The 16,469-nt window shown below is 50.5% G+C and carries 15 protein-coding genes and 2 pseudogenes; 4 read left to right on the top strand and 13 right to left on the bottom strand.

Annotated elements, in window-relative coordinates:
* Positions 1–15 precede the first annotated feature (15 nt).
* Complete coding sequence (locus tag C2M24_RS00305) at positions 16–906, bottom strand: TIGR01777 family oxidoreductase (RefSeq protein WP_105212919.1); 891 nt, start codon at positions 904–906, stop codon at positions 16–18.
* A 264-nt stretch (positions 907–1,170) separates the two neighbouring features.
* Between C2M24_RS00305 and C2M24_RS00300 the strand changes: the two genes are divergently transcribed.
* Positions 1,171–2,187 (top strand): AI-2E family transporter, encoded by a 1,017-nt coding sequence (locus tag C2M24_RS00300; RefSeq protein ID WP_442792495.1) that lies wholly within the window; start codon positions 1,171–1,173, stop codon positions 2,185–2,187.
* Between the two features lie 244 nt (positions 2,188–2,431).
* Here the strand turns inward: C2M24_RS00300 and C2M24_RS00295 are convergent.
* The 4 genes and pseudogenes from C2M24_RS00295 to C2M24_RS00280 form a co-directional block, all read right to left on the bottom strand.
* Positions 2,432–3,770, bottom strand: a pseudogene (locus C2M24_RS00295) (ATP-binding protein).
* Positions 3,764–4,438 (bottom strand): response regulator transcription factor, encoded by a 675-nt coding sequence (locus tag C2M24_RS00290; protein WP_105199194.1) that lies wholly within the window; start codon positions 4,436–4,438, stop codon positions 3,764–3,766. The pseudogene C2M24_RS00295 and the gene C2M24_RS00290 overlap by 7 nt, the downstream one beginning before the upstream one ends.
* The gene (locus C2M24_RS00285; protein ID WP_105199195.1) at positions 4,438–4,689 is read right to left on the bottom strand and encodes a PepSY domain-containing protein; all 252 of its coding nucleotides are present in this window, start codon (positions 4,687–4,689) and stop codon (positions 4,438–4,440) included. The genes C2M24_RS00290 and C2M24_RS00285 overlap by 1 nt, the downstream gene beginning before the upstream one ends.
* 164 nt (positions 4,690–4,853) lie before the next feature.
* Positions 4,854–5,156: a YciI family protein gene (locus tag C2M24_RS00280; RefSeq protein WP_105199251.1), complete on the bottom strand. Its 303-nt coding sequence runs from the start codon at positions 5,154–5,156 to the stop codon at positions 4,854–4,856.
* A 244-nt stretch (positions 5,157–5,400) separates the two neighbouring features.
* Between C2M24_RS00280 and C2M24_RS00275 the strand changes: the two genes are divergently transcribed.
* A complete protein-coding gene (locus C2M24_RS00275; RefSeq protein WP_105212918.1) occupies positions 5,401–6,825 on the top strand; it encodes a sodium-dependent transporter in 1,425 nt (474 codons plus the stop codon).
* A 15-nt stretch (positions 6,826–6,840) separates the two neighbouring features.
* On the opposite strand, the pseudogene C2M24_RS00270 reads toward C2M24_RS00275, so the two are convergent.
* Together C2M24_RS00270 and C2M24_RS00265 are read right to left on the bottom strand one after the other, a co-directional pair.
* Positions 6,841–7,478: pseudogene (locus tag C2M24_RS00270) on the bottom strand (CPBP family intramembrane glutamic endopeptidase).
* Between the two features lie 58 nt (positions 7,479–7,536).
* Positions 7,537–8,145 carry an inner membrane-spanning protein YciB gene (locus C2M24_RS00265; protein ID WP_105213133.1) on the bottom strand — a complete coding sequence of 203 codons (609 nt, stop codon included), beginning with the start codon at positions 8,143–8,145 and terminating at the stop codon, positions 7,537–7,539.
* Positions 8,146–8,279: 134 nt separating this feature from the next.
* Here C2M24_RS00265 and C2M24_RS00260 point away from each other — a divergent pair, with 134 nt between their 5' ends.
* Entirely contained in the window at positions 8,280–8,555 is a 276-nt protein-coding gene (locus C2M24_RS00260; protein ID WP_105212917.1) for an HU family DNA-binding protein, read from the top strand.
* Here the strand turns inward: C2M24_RS00260 and trpA are convergent.
* The 6 genes from trpA to C2M24_RS00230 are packed head-to-tail and all read right to left on the bottom strand — an operon-like array spanning position 8,552 to position 15,094.
* Complete coding sequence (gene trpA / locus C2M24_RS00255; protein WP_105199199.1) at positions 8,552–9,355, bottom strand: tryptophan synthase subunit alpha; 804 nt, start codon at positions 9,353–9,355, stop codon at positions 8,552–8,554. The genes C2M24_RS00260 and trpA overlap by 4 nt on opposite strands.
* A complete protein-coding gene (gene trpB / locus C2M24_RS00250; protein WP_105212916.1) occupies positions 9,355–10,539 on the bottom strand; it encodes a tryptophan synthase subunit beta in 1,185 nt (394 codons plus the stop codon). Before trpB ends, trpA begins: the two co-directional genes overlap by 1 nt.
* Before the next feature lie 7 nt (positions 10,540–10,546).
* Positions 10,547–11,911 carry a bifunctional indole-3-glycerol-phosphate synthase TrpC/phosphoribosylanthranilate isomerase TrpF gene (gene trpCF, locus C2M24_RS00245; protein ID WP_105212915.1) on the bottom strand — a complete coding sequence of 455 codons (1,365 nt, stop codon included), beginning with the start codon at positions 11,909–11,911 and terminating at the stop codon, positions 10,547–10,549.
* The gene (trpD, locus tag C2M24_RS00240) at positions 11,904–12,908 is read right to left on the bottom strand and encodes an anthranilate phosphoribosyltransferase (RefSeq protein ID WP_105212914.1); all 1,005 of its coding nucleotides are present in this window, start codon (positions 12,906–12,908) and stop codon (positions 11,904–11,906) included. The genes trpCF and trpD overlap by 8 nt, the downstream gene beginning before the upstream one ends.
* 3 nt (positions 12,909–12,911) lie before the next feature.
* The gene (locus C2M24_RS00235) at positions 12,912–13,502 is read right to left on the bottom strand and encodes an aminodeoxychorismate/anthranilate synthase component II (RefSeq protein WP_105212913.1); all 591 of its coding nucleotides are present in this window, start codon (positions 13,500–13,502) and stop codon (positions 12,912–12,914) included.
* Entirely contained in the window at positions 13,499–15,094 is a 1,596-nt protein-coding gene (locus C2M24_RS00230; RefSeq protein ID WP_105212912.1) for an anthranilate synthase component 1, read from the bottom strand. The genes C2M24_RS00235 and C2M24_RS00230 overlap by 4 nt, the downstream gene beginning before the upstream one ends.
* A 520-nt stretch (positions 15,095–15,614) precedes the next feature.
* Here C2M24_RS00230 and rnm point away from each other — a divergent pair.
* A complete protein-coding gene (gene rnm, locus C2M24_RS00225) occupies positions 15,615–16,454 on the top strand; it encodes an RNase RNM (protein WP_105212911.1) in 840 nt (279 codons plus the stop codon).
* Positions 16,455–16,469: the final 15 nt, after the last annotated feature.

Genomic DNA, 16,469 nt, shown 5'->3' with positions numbered 1-16,469 from the left:
TTTTTGCCTAGGCCGCTAATGGCGGCTGAGGATTTGGGCAAGAGCCGGTCTTAGTTCGGGATGGCGAAAGCGAAAGCCTTCTTTGAGCATGCGTTTGGGCTGCACATTTTGTCCGTACAGCATAAGATCGGCCATTTCTCCCATTAACAGTCGCAGCACTGCTTTGGGCATGCGCAAAAAGGCAGGACGGCGCAGTATTTGTGCCAGGGTTTTGCTGAATTCTTCATTACTCACCGGGTGTGGGGCTGTGGCATTGATGGGGCCGCTGATATGGTCGTATTTGATTAAATACATGATCACCTGCACCATATCATCAAGGTGGATCCAGGACATATACTGGTGACCATCGCCCAAAGGCCCACCGAGACCACAGCGAAATGCCGGCAACATTTTTGTCAGCGCGCCGCCACGGGCGGAAAGCACAATGCCGGTACGCAGCAAACAGACTCGGGTTTGTGCCTTTTGTGCCGCTTGCTCCCAGTCTTTGCACAGCTGGTGGCTGAACTCGTCATAACAATGTTCATAATCTTCGCCAATCACCTGTTCGCCCTGGCGGCCGTAATAGCCTATGGCACTGCCGGAGATCAGGGTTTTTGGCTTTTTCTCGGCCTGGTTTATACGCTCGGCAATTTCCTCTGTGAGGGCAATACGAGAGTCATAGACCCGCTGTTTTTGCTCTGGCGTCCAACGTTTGTTGACTATGGGCTCACCGGCCAGGTTGATCACCACATCGGTATCATTGAAATCAACCTTGTCCAGGCTGCGTACCGCTTCGATGCGGTGCCCAAGTTTCAAATAGGCATTAGCGGGCGTGCGCGTAAGCACCGTCACGCTGTGATGGTTTAACAGATGTTTATAAAGCTCGGAGCCAATTAGTCCGGTGGCCCCGGTAATAAGAATGTTCATGTCGCTATAACGCCAAGCCGCTCTATACAAGTGTAGGACATTTCTGGCTCTGTGTAGATTACGTCTATTTTTTGTCCCATATCAAGAGTTTATTTTCATTAGTAAGTCGCCTAAACTAGGCGTTAATAAGAAAGATGTATACGGGCCTAGGTCGCTTCGCGATCAGGTTTGTTTCGATTTAGCGCTCAAAAACCGCAAATTAACCCCCAGAAAAACAAAAAGGAATTAACTGTGCCTAGCTTTATTGGAGCAAGTAAAAGTTTAATGGTGTTGGCGTCCCTGGTGATCGTTTTGGCCGGGATTAAAATTGCCAGCCCCTTGGTGGTGCCCTTTATTCTCTCGGTATTTATTGCGGTGATCTGCAGCCCCCTGATCAATGCCTTGGGGCGTTATCGTATTCCTAAAGGGCTGGCCATTGTTCTGGTGATCATGTTGGTTTTTGGCTTGATTCTGAGCCTGGCAGGCTTGGTAGGGCAGTCGGTTAATGACTTTTCGGCGCAATTACCTCAATACAAAGAGCAGCTAAAAAACGAGTTTGAATGGCTGGTCAATACCCTGGCGCAATACAATATTTTTCTTGATAAGGCGCAAATTATGGCCATGTTCGACCCGGCCAAAATGATAGATGTAGCCACCAATATGCTCACCGGCTTCGGTGGCGTGATGGCGAACCTGTTTTTAATCATAGTCACTGTAGTGTTTATGCTGTTTGAAGGGCCAAGCATAGGCAATAAAATCCACCTGGCGATGGATGATCCGGACATGAAAATGGCGCAAATAGACCGCTTTCTTGCCTCTATCAATTCCTATTTGGCGATTAAAACCCTGGTGAGTCTGGCCACTGGTATCTTAGTCACCTTTATGCTGTGGCTGCTTGATATCGACTACTTCCTGCTTTGGGGTGTGGTTGCCTTTATGTTTAACTATATTCCCAATATAGGTTCTATTATTGCCGCCGTACCCGCGGTGTTGCTGGCGCTTATTACCCAAAGTCCGCTGACCGCAGCCATAGTGGGTGGTGGTTATATCCTTATCAATACTGTGATGGGTAACATGATAGAGCCGCGTTTTATGGGGCGAGGCCTGGGCTTGTCGGCCTTGGTGGTGTTTTTATCGTTAATTTTCTGGGGTTGGCTGCTTGGCAGTGTCGGCATGCTGTTGTCGGTGCCGCTGACCATGGTGGTGAAGATTGCCCTTGAAGAGAGTGAAGAAGGGCGCTGGATAGCCACCTTGTTAGGCAGCGATGCACAAGTTGCCAATAATACCAATTCACTTAAATAGCTAATCATTCTAGTGGGCTAAATATCATGCTAACTGCGTTGGAATTTTTCTATGGAGAATAACTACATAAGAAAAATTCCGCCTTGTTAGCATATCATTTATCCAACGCTATCTCTGATCACATACTTAACAGAACTGGTATAAGTCGAGCTAGATAGCATCGACTTATTGGCCTAGTACGCTTATTCCAGTTTGTGGCTGGCCAGGAAAGCTACAAAGCGCTGTGTATAGGGTGTCACCGCGCTTAACTGGTTTCCTGATAATCAAACTCTAGTTCGAACAGGGCGCCGCCAAGAGGGCTGTCGCCTATGGTTAAGTGACCATGGTAACCATTGACCAAATCGGCAACTATGGCCATACCGACACCGTGCCCGCTTTCATAGCTATCCAGGCGGGTACCGCGCTGCAATAATAATTCACGCTTATTCTCTGGAACGCCGGGACCATCGTCTTCAATAATCAGGCGCAGGCGCTTTTTCTTCTGCACTACCTTAAGGCTCACCTTTGAGTCGCAGGCCTTACAGGCGTTATCCACCAGGTTGCCAAGCAGTTCCATTAAATCTGTTTTATCGCCAAGGAAGAAGTGGTTATTGTTAACCTCGACGCTAAATTGGATATTTTTATCGCGATATACCTTGCTCATGGCGTTAAAGATGGAGTCAGCAACCGGTTTGATCAGGGTTTGTTTTTTCCAGGTATCGGAGGCGCCGGTGGCGGCCCGCTTTAATTGGTGTTCGATCATCACATTAATGCGGTCGAGTTGCTCCTGGGCATCACTATCTTGTGCCAGCGGGCTGGACTTTAATACCGCCAATGGGGTTTTCAGGGCATGGGCGGAGGTCGCTTAAGGAAGCGCGATAACGTTCTTTCTGTCGCAGCTGTGATTCCAGTAGCAGATTCAGATCCGCCTTAATGGTTTGCAGCTCCACCGGATAATGGCCCTTAATGCTCATGCTGTCGCCGCTTTCTATGGCCTTAATTTCTTTATCCAGACGTTGCAGGGGACGAGAGCTCCAGATAAAGCTGATAATCATCAATACAGTGATCACCACACCCATGATCAGCATCCAGTTAATGGAAGTTTGTTTAAAGCCTTCCATCAGGCGCAAAATGGCATCATTGCTTTTTACCAGGATAAAGCGCGCTTCTATATCCTGGTCGAGATTGCCAAGAATGCCGGTAAGCGATAACTGCCAATATTTTTTACCCTTGTGGGTGACCAGGCGAAAATCGGACTTGCCGGTTTCTGTGATAAAGAGATCCGGTTTAAAGTCGGTATTGAGCGCCGATTCACTTTGCCAGAGCTGTTGCTCACCGGCGTAGATCATCGCATAGGTGTCTGAGGTAACGCGGTTGAGCTCTGGGGCAAGAATACTGCGTGGCATTTCCACCCCTTGCTCCGAGTATTCGACTTCGGAAATTAAGGAGTAGAGGTGTGCTTCGAGGGTTTTTTCGGTGGCCTCAATCAAGGAGGCGCGATAGGCATTGCCGATGGAGACAAAGAGAATTGGCATTGCCACGATCAACAAAAAGACAAGGATAAATCCTTGTCTTATTTTCAGTGAAACCTGATTGACTACCACTGGGAGCGCAACCTGTATCCTCGACCACGCAGGGTCTCAACAGGGTTTAGCGTGCCTTCAGGGTCAAGCTTTTTACGTAACCTCAGTACGAATACCTCGATAACGTTGGAGTCCAGGTCAAAGTCCTGATCGTAAATGTGCTCGGTCAATTCCGATTTTGAAATTACCTTTTGCGGATTAACCATAAGGTATTCCAACACCTTGTATTCGTAAGCGGTTAAATTAAGCTCACGGTCGTCAACCCAGACCTGCTGCGAGCGGGTATGAATACGGATAGGACCATTTTTAATTTCCGGGTTGGCCTGTCCGGCGCTGCGGCGAATTAAGGCATTACAACGGGCGATCAACTCTTCAACATGGAAAGGCTTGGTCAGGTAATCGTCGGCACCGGCATCCAGGCCTTCTACCTTGTCCTGCCAGCGGTCGCGAGCGGTCAAAATTAGAATAGGAATATCAACGCCGTTTTTACGGGCTTGTTTAATTACTTCGATACCATCAATTTTTGGCAGACCCAGGTCGACCACCGCCATATCCAGCGGATATTCGCAAATGTGGAATAAACCGGCTTCGCCGTCATTACATAAATCCACGCTATAACGCTCTTTTTCTAAAGCGCTACGTAAGTTATCTGCTAAATGCAAATCGTCTTCGATGACTAAAATACGCATTAATTATTTTCCTTCTCAACTTGTCCCGTGCGTTTAGAGACAATAATGTCGATAACTCGGCCTTTGGGGTTTAAGATTCGAACAACAAATTTATCCTTTTGTTCCGAAATCTTTAAAACTTTACCGTTTTCGGCTTCTTTCGCAATCGCCACTGCCTGCTTCTTATCGACCACCTTAGCGGGCGAACCAGCGTGGGCCGCAGAGAGAGACAGTGTAAATGTGATAAAGATGGCTGCGATTAGTCTTAACATGATTCAAAGAGCTCCCGGTGAATCTTCGGTAACCTAATATGGGTTAACCTGTGGTTTATCCTTTGGATTAGTCCGAGGATAATCCCAAAGGCTAAGCCGTAGGCATAGCTACAGGCGGTGGCATATTGGTTAGCATACGAAACACCAATTAACCTTTACTGAACTTATGCGCCGAGTACTTTTTTAAATGGTTTAACCACAGAATTGTCGTAAACGCCTGCGGCGATATACGGGTCTTCGGCGGCCCATTCCCGTGCCTGTTGCAGCGAGTCGAACTCGGCAATAACCAGTGAGCCGGTAAAGCCGGCGTCACCTGGGTCGTTACTGTCAACAGCAGGCAGCGGACCGGCTACATACAAGCGACCCTGGCTATCAAGCTCCTGTAAACGGGCTAAATGAGCAGGGCGAGCAGCAAGGCGTTTTTCCAGCGAATTTTCAACATCGGTTGAGTAAATCATGTACAACATAAATAAAACCAAGTATTTGGTATGAATTACTTTTATGATAGCCAGCATTGAGGGCGCTTGTAAATTTTTATCGTGCAATGACATAGTCGCTTGACGAATAAAAGGGCATGTATTAACACGAATGCACGTAATTTACGCTGTAAACAAATGCACACCGATTTACTCGGGCAAATACGTCTATAAAGCTTGAAAAGGCCGGTTTAACACTGCTAGAGTCGGGTTAAAACAATAACAAGGTTTTTCTATGAGCGAAAAACGTGAACACTTTAGCTCGCGACTGGGCTTTATTCTCGCAGCCGCCGGTTCGGCGGTTGGTATCGGTAACCTGGTTGGTTTCCCTGTATCGGCCACTAAGAATGGTGGTGGTGCCTTCTTAATCGTCTATGCCCTGTTTGTGGCCTTTATCTGTCTTCCTGTGATGATGGCGGAAATGGCCATGGGTCGTAAGGCGCAAAAAGACCCTTACGGTGCTTATCGCCAGCTATCGGGAAATTCACCCCGTTGGCGTGGTGCCGGCATTTTAGCAGTATTGACTCCCTTTATGATTGCCGTTTTCTATATGGTTATCACCGTATGGATCTTCGGCTATCTGGCACAAACTGCCTTCGGTAACCTTGAAGCCCTGGCCGATCCGGGTAACTTTGGGCGCTTTATTAATGAATACAGCGTTTTTGCCTATATGCTGGTGGTGGCCGTGGTGGTCAACCTTATCCTAGTCGGTGGCGTAAAAGACGGCATCGAAAAGGCGGCAAAGTTTTTAATGCCCGCGCTGTTTGTTTTATTGATTGCCCTGGTGGCCTATGTACTGACCTTGGACAACGCCATGGCCGGGGTGCGTTACTATGTGGTACCTGATTTTTCTAAAATGAATGCCAGTGTGTTAAACGGCGCGTTATCTCAGGCGTTTTTCTCACTGTCGCTGGGCATGGGTATCCTGATGACCTACGCCTCTTATATCTCGAAAAAAGATGATATCGTCAGTGGCGCGAAAATGGTGGCGATCACCGATTCCTTGGTGGCCTTTACCGCAGGTCTTATGGTGCTTCCGGCTATCTTCAGCTTTAATCCGAACACGGATCCAAGCGAGTTATCCGACTCTTCTGTATCCATGATTTTCGTTTACCTGCCGAAAATTCTGCTGGCACTGCAAACCGATATAGGTTACGTGGGTGCATCCATCGTCGCCTTTGTATTCTTCTTATTGGTGTTCTTCGCCGCTATCACTTCTTTGGTGTCGATCGTTGAAGTACCTACCGCGACCTTGATTGAAGAAAAGGGCTACAGCCGTAAAAAAGCGCTTGTGGTGTTAGCCGGCGCCATAGGTATTCTGACCGTGGGCTGCACCCTGTCCTTTGGCATGGTTGATTGGCTGACACAATTGACCAATTATGGCGGCAGCGACAAGAGCATGTTCGATGTGGTTTATGATGTTTTTTATGACACCATATTGCCGCTCAACGGTCTGATGGTCTGTATTTTCGTTATGTATCGCTGGAAGAAGGCCAAGCTAAGCGAAGAGCTTTCACAAGGCTCTGACGGCTATGCCGGCAGCTTTATGGAAAAGTACGTGAACTTTTCACTGTCGACCTTTATCCCAGTGATCTTATTGCTGATCTTTATTAATACCGTGGCAACCAAGTTCTTCGCCGTAAGTATCTTTGGTTTCTAAATCAAGCGCGGGTGCCTATATGGCGCCCGCATCCAAATAACTGCCCGCCCCAATCGTAAACATCCACAAGCCCCATAAACTATGTTCAAGCACGCAGGCGATAGTCGAGCGCGAATGCGCATAGGTGTAAGAAAACAATAAGCCGCCAAAAAACGCCAACAGCACGGCCACCAGATTGCCATAGACCACATGGGCCAGGGCAAATACGGCGGCGCTTAGCCACACCCGTTTGGTCTTATTGGGAATAATCGGTTTATAGCGATGAAAGAAATAAGTGCGAAAAATTAATTCCTGCGGCAAGACTGAGAGCAAGGGGTAGAGGATGAGCAGCATCAACCAGCTCATGGGCGATTGCAGTGGGTAACTAAACCAGTTTTCCTGATTGATAATGCCGTACAACACACCTGAGAGCAGGGCGCCGGTCAGAAAAAACGTGGCCATGCGCTTTTTCACTACCGGAAACTGGCCCATGGAGGTAATGCGAAAGCGTTTAAAATGAGGGTCGGTCAGTAGAATAAAACAACACACAGCGGTGAGAATGATCAGCGCCGGATCAGCCAGTTTTGTAAATGTTCACGCAAGCCAAGGCCCACCAGGGGCAATATGATAAAAACGCAGAAAAGCTCAAGCCAGCGATACTGGGTATTAGTCAAGGAAACGCTCCATTGCTACAGCGTGATGCATTAAGTGTAGCAATGGATTGAGGCAGGGTTATGACTGTTCGTCAGGAAAATAGGGGTAGACGCGCACTATGGTAAAGATGATGGCAACAAAGGTGATCCCCATCAGCCCAAAGACCTTAAAATTCACCCAAAAATCAAGGGAGAAGTTATAGGCCACATAGATATTGAGGGCGGCAATGGCACTAAACAACACCACCCAAAAAATATTCAATTGCTCCCACACTTTTTGCGGTACCAAGATGTTGTTGGCATCACTGCTGCCGGCGTTACTGTCGGCACTGCTGTCATTTTGCTTTTCGGCCACGGAATTTAAGAGCCCAACCAAGGCTTTTTGTACCAGGTTCTTTTTGAAAAAACAGCGCGAAATAACAAGCGTCAGTGCCAAGATGGCGTAGATGAAGGTCGCCTTCCACTGAATAAAGTGCTCGTCGCGAAACAAGATGGTCATGGTGCCAAGCACCAGGGCTATGGCGAAAAACACCCAGTGGCGGGTGCCGATTTTTCCTTCCTTAAAATAGGCGTAGGCCATTTGTATGGCGCTGGCAGCGACCAAGACCCCAGTGGCCCAATAGATATCGACCATTTTATAAACGGCAAAAAATAAAATTAGCGGGATATATTCGATTAGTGTGCTCATAGCCACATCCATTACTTCTGGTAGCAGGTGTTTTACCAGCATCGGCGCCTAAGCTCAAGGGCAAAGGCTGGGTTTGACATTTAACGGCTGCGCTTTTAGGCTGCGCGCCTTTAAAGTTTTTAGTAGGGATTCAAGTGAACAAAAAACAGCTTATTGATGCCATGGGGCAACACAGCGGTTTAACGAAAAAGCAATGCGCTGCGGCACTTACGGCCATGCTCGATGCCATTAGTCGTTCATTACACGAAGGTGATGCGGTATTTATTCCCAAATTTGGCAACTTCTCCTTAAGCTATCATCCGACCAAGATGGGCCGCAATCCGCAAACCGGCGAACAAATTGAAATTGCCGGGCAAAACAAGGTGGCCTTTAAGTGCGCCAAGGCACTTAAAGACCGATTACAAGCTTAGCGGGTCGCCGCCTTCATCTCGGCGCAAAATTCGCGCAGTGCCTGGCACATGGCCGCTTCATCATCCAGATGCTGGGCAATGATTTTAACCACGGCCGAGCCACTGATGGCACCGCTTGCACCGCTTTGCAGTGCTTGCCTTACATCCTCCGGGGTGCTGATCCCAAAGCCCAGCAAGGCTGGAGCGGCGTGATACTCACTCAACTTAGTGACTAACTCCTGGGGCGGCATCTGCGCTTTGGTTTCTGTGCCTGTGACCCCGGCGCGAGAGAGCAAATAGGTGTAGCCGCGGCCATAGGAGGCACATTGGCGCAAGGTGTCATCATCGGCATTGGGCGTGGCGATAAAAATAGGCGCTATGCCCTGGCTCATCGCCGCACGGCGAAAGACCTTGGACTCATGCAAAGGCACATCCGCAACCAAAATGGAGTCCACACCCGCTTCTTTGGCCAACCGATAAAAATTATCTATGCCCTTGGCAAACACCAGATTTGAATACAGCAGCAGGCCGATGGGAATATCGGCGTTATACTCGCGCACCTGCTTGATGATATCGAAGCAGGTATCGGTATCGATATTTGCCGCCAAGGCGCGAATATTGGCCTGTTGTATCACCGGGCCGTCGGCAATGGGATCGGAGAAGGGAATGCCCAGCTCCAGGGCATCGGCGCCGCCATCGATAAGGCTTTTAATAATCGCCAGGCTTTGCTCCTTGTTGGGATCGCCTATGGTGACAAAGGGCACAAAGGCACCTTCGTTGTTGGCGCTTAGGTTGGCGAAGGTGGTGCTATAGCGGTTCATTACTGCTCTCCTTTTGCTTGTAACACAGTGTGGACATGGGCCAGATCCTTATCTCCGCGACCACTGAGGTTAACCACTAAAATGGTGTCCTGCTCTTGCTGCTCGGCATACTTTAAGGCGTAGGCCAGGGCATGGCTGGACTCAAGCGCCGGAATGATCCCTTCATTGCGAGCCAATGCCTTAAAAGCATCCAGGGCTTCATCATCGGTAATGCCCACATACTGGGCGCGCCCGGTTTCATGTAAATAGGCGTGCTGCGGTCCCACCGCAGGGTAATCCAGGCCTGCGGATACCGAGTAGGACTCTTCAATTTGCCCCTGCTCGGTTTGCATAATATAGGTGTAGGCACCGTGCAGCACACCCTTGGTGCCCTTACACAAGGTGGCACCGTGCTCGCCACTGTCCAGGCCCTTACCCGCAGGCTCAACGCCGATTAGTTTAACGCCAGGCTCATCGATAAAGTCATTAAACATGCCGATGGCATTAGAGCCGCCGCCAACACAGGCGATCACCGCATCTGGCAAACGGCCTTCCGCCGCCAATACCTGTTGTTTGGCTTCTTCACCGATCATTTTTTGGAACTCACGCACCAGGGTCGGGAAGGGATGCGGCCCCGCCGCTGTGCCCAATAGATAGTGCGCGGTTTTATAGTTGGCAGACCAGTCGCGCAGCGCCTCGTTAACCGCATCCTTCAAGGTGCCGGAGCCGGCGGTGACCGGGATCACTTCGGCGCCCATTAAACGCATGCGAAACACATTGGGTTGCTGGCGCTCGACGTCCTTGGCACCCATATAAATGCGGCATTTAAGGCCCAGTAAGGCGCAGGCCAGGGCCGTGGCCACACCGTGCTGTCCGGCACCGGTTTCCGCTATCACCTCATTTTTGCCCATACGCTTGGTAAGCAGGGCCTGGCCAAGCACCTGGTTGGTTTTATGGGCGCCGCCATGGAGCAGATCTTCTCGCTTAAGGTAGAGCTTTACCTTAGGGTTTTTGACCAGATTGCGGGTCAGAGTCAGGGGTGTTGGCCTGCCGGCATATTCGTTTAGCAATGAGTGGAACTCTTTCTGGAAGCTGGCATCCAGTTGCGCCTTGTTAAATTCATCTTCTAGCTGCTTGAGCGCCGGGATCAAAAGTTGCGGCACATACATGCCACCGAAGTCGCCAAAATAGGCTGAATTTTTCATAACTACCTCAGTAATTCCTAATTGCCGCAAAGGCTGCGTTAATCTTATTAATACATTTTTTCCCGGGGGTGGACTCCACTCCGGAATTTAAATCTAAGCCCAAAGCCTGGGTTTGCTGGGCGCTTTGGATATTGTCGGCCTGAATACCGCCGGCGAGCATATAGGGCGCCGTGGCGCCGCCGAGTAAGCTCCAATCAAATTGCACGCCTGTACCGCCCTTGGCGGCTTTGCTATAGGTGTCGTACAGCACTCTGTCCACCCCTTGAATACCCACGGGGAGGGTGTCGGCCACCGCCTGGGCCTTCCAGATCTGGCAGGTCAGGGGCAAGGTGTTACGCAGGGTGCGAATATAAGCCTCATCTTCATGACCATGTAACTGCACCGCAGCTAATTTAAGGCGATTGGCGTACTCGCTGACCTGCTCGATATCGGCATCGACAAACACGCCAACATAGCGCAGCGGCGCGCTGTCGACTATGGCACAGGCGCAGTCGATATCAACATATCGGGGCGAGCCCGGGTAGAAAATAAGGCCACCATAATAGGCACCGGCCTGGTACACGGCCTGGGCATCCTGAATGCGAGTCAGGCCACAGACCTTATTCTCGCCAAGGATCAGGCTGCGACAGGCGCCTTCTAAATCTGCCTGGGCCATCAGTGAGCTGCCTACCAGGAAGCCATCCACCAAGGGACTTAGGCGCTTAATATCCTGATGGCTGTAGATACCGGACTCGGAGATCACCAATTTATCTTCAGGAATAAGTGAGCGCAGGCGCTCCGTGGTGGCCAAGTCCGTGCTTAAGTCCCTAAGATCACGGTTATTGATGCCGATAATCTTGGCATCTAGGGCCAGAGCACGAGTGACTTCTTCTTCGTTACTGACCTCGGTCAGCACCGCCATATTTAAGGAGTGCGCCAGCGCTGCCAACTCCTGATAGGTGTCATCATCAAGCACCGAAAGCATGAGTAAAATGGCATCGCCGCCGTGCAGGCGCGCCAGATAAACCTGGTAGGGGTCGATAAAGAAGTCTTTACAGATCAGCGGTTGATCCACAAGGGTACGTACCTTGGTCAGATAATCATAGCTGCCTTGAAAATACTTTTCATCGGTCAGCACACTGATGCAGCTGGCATAGTGCTTGTACACTGAGGTGATGGCATCAAGGTCAAACACCTCGCGGATCAAGCCCTTTGAGGGCGAGGCCTTTTTACATTCGAGAATAAAACTCGTTGGCGCCGCACTCAAGGCGGCATAAAAATCGCGCTGACTTGGCACGATTTGCGCGCTAAAGCTTGCCAGCGGGCGTGCCTGTTTAAGCGCTTCCACTTCGATGCGCTTGTCGGCGACGATTTTTTCTAAAACATTAGCCATGGCTCACCTCGATAATGGCATTAAGTGTGTGTTGTGCCTGGCCGCTGGCCAAAACCTGGCGCGCCTGCTCGGCGGCCTCCTTAAAGCTGCTCGCCTTATTATTGATAACCAACAGGGCGGCGACATTGGCAATAATGGCTCCGTTATGCGCGTCGCTCCCTTGGCCGGCTAAAATCGCGCGCGTGGCCTTGGCATTATATTCTGGGCCCTGGCCGCTGAGTTCGTCCAGGATAAAGTGTGCCAAGCCAAAGTCGCTGGGGCTTAAGGTATATTCGCGCAACTGGCCATCATTTAGCTCTACGACTTTAGTGTCGCCGTGCAGGGCAATTTCATCGGTCCCACTGCCGTGCACTACCATGGCGCGTTGGCACCCCAGTTGCTTTAGGGTTTTTGCCATCGGCAGGCATAAGGCCGGGTCGTACACGCCAAGCAGTTGTGCCTGAGGTTTGGCCGGGTTTGCCAAGGGGCCAAGCAGGTTGAACAGGGTGCGGGTTTTTAAGGTGGTGCGCACCGCCATGGCGTGTTTTACACCGCTGTGATACAGGGGCGCAAACAAAAATGTAAAACCGGTTTGCTCAAGCAAATTAGCGGCTTGCTCTGGGGTCATATTAATATTGACGCCCAGGCTTGCAAGCAAGTCGGAAGAGCCGCTGTTGCTGGAGACGCTGCGATTTCCGTGTTTGACCACATTAAGGCCACAGGCAGCGGCTACTAAAGAGGCGGTGGTACTGATATTTATGGTATTGGCGCCATCGCCGCCGGTACCGCAGCTGTCGATTAAGTCCTTGGCCTGGGTGTGAAAGGGCACCGCATTGGCGCGCATGGCCGAGGCCGCACCGGCGATTTCGTCACTGCATTCGCCCTTGATTTTGAGTGCCGTGAGGATGGCCGCCAGGGTAATATCGTCCACACGTCCTTGCATAATGTCGTTAAACAGCGCTTCTGCCTGGGCAAAGCTCAGGTCCTGCTGTTGGTATAATTGTGCTAACAGGTCCATGGCTTACTCCTTAGCGGTCAAATAGTCTAGGCTTTGGCGCAGTAATTGGGCGCCATTGGGCGTGAGGATCGACTCCGGGTGGAATTGATACCCGAGCACCTTATCCTGCGCCTGGCAAATGGCCATGGTCATGCCGTCGTACTCGGCGATCACTTCAAGCTGGGGTGGTACGCTGGTTGCCACCAAGGAGTGATAACGGGCCACCACCAGGGTATCGCCAAATCCGCTAAACGCCGGATGTGGTGCCAAGGAAATAGCCGATGACTTACCGTGCACCGTTTCCTTGGCGTGACCGACAGTGCCGCCATAGGCCTGAGTCAATGCCTGCTGGCCAAGGCAAATGCCAAGTATGGGAAATTGACCACGGCACAGCTCAATTAAGGCCATCAGGCAACCTGCATCGCTTGGCGCACCAGGGCCGGGAGAGAGCACCAGTACCACGGGCTGGGTTTCGGCGCACATGCGCTGATAAATGCTCTGGGCATCGACGGTATTGCGATACACCACCAGGTCTTGTCCTAGCTGGGCAAACTCATCTACCAGGTTATAACTGAATGAGTCGATATTATCTAAGAAGTAAATCTTATATTTCATGCCCTTGTCTCCTTTTCGCGAGCAGATTGACTAGCCGCAATAGCGCTTAGCACGGCACTGGCCTTGGCACGGGTTTCATCCGCTTCGCTTTGTGGGTCTGAGTCAAACACCACGCCGGCACCAGCTTGGACATGGGCATAGCCGTCTTTTACAAAGGCACTGCGAATGACGATACAGGAGTCCATGGAGCCATCGCCGGTAAGATAACCCACGGCACCGCCATAACTGCCACGGCGTTTTTGCTCTACCTCACGAATAAGACGGGCGGCGCTGACTTTGGGGGCGCCGACCAGGGTGCCCATATTCATGCAGGCCTGATAGGCATGCAGGGCATCTAAATCATCCTTTAATTGACCGACAACGCGCGATACTAGGTGCATCACATGAGAATAGCGGTCGACCTTAAGCAGCTCCTTAACATAACGGGTGCCGGCCTTACTGATGCGGGCGACATCGTTACGAGCCAAATCAACCAGCATAATATGCTCGGCGCGTTCCTTGGCATCATCACGAAGATCCAGCTCGATACGTGAGTCGAGGTCGAGATTGATACTGCCGTCGGCGTTTTTACCACGTGGTCGGGTACCGGCAATAGGGTAGACCTCAACCTGGTTGCTGCTGGCGCAATATTTCAGTGCTGACTCAGGCGAAGCGCCAAACAGGCTGAAATCCTGATCGCGCAGGTAAAACATATAAGGGCTGGGGTTTTGCTGCTTCAATCTGGCGTAGGCGGCCAGCGGCTCAGTGCAGGGCAGGGTAAAGGTGCGCGAAGGCACGACCTGGAAAATATCGCCATCGATAATATGCTGCTGCAATTGGCTAACCTGGGCCATAAAAAGGGCGTCGTCAATATCGACCTGAGCCTGGCTTGGCGATAAGGGATTTGTTGTACTCGCTAGCGTGAATTCGTTCAGGTCGTCACAGAGCGCATTAAGGCGCTCAACCTGTTGCCCAACCTCAAAACAATTGGCATGAACCTCGGGGCCATTAAAGACATTGCCGATAATTTCTGTGCTTTTTTGTTGATGGTCAATCACCACCAGGGTTTCTGCCAGATAAAAAACATAGTCGGGACAGGTGTTTTCCTTGGTGGGCACGCTCGGTAAAGCCTCCGCATTGGCGACCATGTCATAACCCATTACGCCACCGAGAAATACCGAGAAGGGGTTGTCACCGTTGCTGTCGATACGCTCAATACATTGTCTTAGGGTATCGAAGGCATTGGCGGCCTTGAGTTTGGCATGCTCATCAAGGTTTTGGTTAACACTTGGGTAGCAAATATTCAGGGTATCATTTTGCAACTCTGTGCTGGCATCGCTTAGGTGTTGCTGCAAATAAGGCAGTAGTTGGGCACCATTATTGGACAAGGCCTGAACCTGCACCTGGTTGCCGTTGCACTCGATGCGCAGCGCCGCATCGACCAGCACCAGGCTTTTTAAATTGGCTTTGGAGTCGATTTCCGCCGATTCCAGCAATAAGGCATTGCTCTTATCCAGCTTGGCAAACAGGCTTAGCGCCGACGGAATATAATCCCGTCGCAAACTAATGCTGGTCACTTGCCCGGCGGTCGTCGAGATGTGACTAAATATCATAAAAAAGGTCCTCATTCCCTTTTGTTTTAACCGATTTGTTCGGTTTTAAACGCTACATAATAAAAAACCCGCTGACTTAAGGATAAGCAGCGGGTTTGAAAATTGCTCAGCCATGATCAGGCCCACCCGCTAGTTCGAGTGCCACCACCAAATCATCATGTGTTTAGACTGAGTAAAAATCATTGTTAGTTACCAAATTTAGTTACAAAAAAACCCGCGACATGAGCGGGTTTGTTATCAGTTCTGTGCTGGCTACAGCCACGACTAATCCCACCCGCTAGTTCGAGTGCCACCACCAAGTGATATGAATTAGTTTTGCTGAGCGCATATTTATTTCTTTTTGAACCGAAAAATTATGCCAGTTAGTAAAACTTACCTCGGCATCAGAGTCAACCCCAAGGGGCATAAAAGTGCAAAGAAAACTTTGCTGGCCTTGGCAATGACATAAGTTGCCCCTAGGCGCCGGATAAAATGGTACACTGGCAGGGATTTAACAAAAGACCACAATGGGATAACCGCGTTGAAGTATGATCTCCACAGCCACAGTCAATATTCCGATGGCAAGTTAAGCGTTGCTGAGCTTGTGCAGCGCGCCGCAGATAAGGGCGTGGATGTGTTGGCCCTGACTGATCATGACACTTTGGCGGGCATTGCACCGGCGCAGGCCGCCATCAGCGAGTTGAACCTGCCGCTGACCTTAGTGCCTGGGGTTGAAATATCCACCCGCTGGCATAGTTTTGAAATTCATATTGTTGGTCTGCAGGTCGATACTGAAAACGAAGATCTTAACGAATTGCTTGGTCAACAGCAGCAAAAACGCAGAGAACGTGCGCTTAAAATTGGTGAACGTCTGGATAAAGCCGGTTTTGAAAACACCCATGAGCAGGCCTTGGCGCTCGCTGAAAAAGCCCAGGTAACCCGCGCCCATTTTGCCCGTGTGCTGGTGGCCCAGGGCGCTGCCAAAACCATGCAAGGCGTGTTTAAAAAGTACCTCAGCCGAGGTAACACCGGCTATGTGCCAAGCACCTGGTGTGATATGGGCACGGCTATCGACGCCATTCACAGCGCCGGTGGTCAGGCGGTGTTGGCGCACCCTGGGCGTTACAAGATGTCGAATAAATGGCTGCGTAAGCTCATTGGCGAGTTTAGTGGCCTAGGCGGCGATGCCATGGAAGTGGCACAAACCCAGCAGGCTCCGTGTGAGCGGCAGTTTTTAGGCCAGCTGGCGCGTGAAAATGGACTGCTAGGTTCACAGGGTTCAGATTTCCATTTCCCTTTACCTTACATAGAATTAGGAAAGAACCTATACTTACCAAAAGACTGTGATGGCGTCTGGCAACGCTGGCAGTCACAGTCATAAAACAATACCAAGGAC

It is taken from the genome of Pseudoalteromonas sp. T1lg22 (assembly GCF_002964645.1).
In the GTDB taxonomy this organism is placed as follows: Bacteria; Pseudomonadota; Gammaproteobacteria; order Enterobacterales; family Alteromonadaceae; genus Pseudoalteromonas.
Note: the sequence above shows the minus strand (reverse complement) of the source record. Positions and strands in the feature narration are given on the sequence as shown.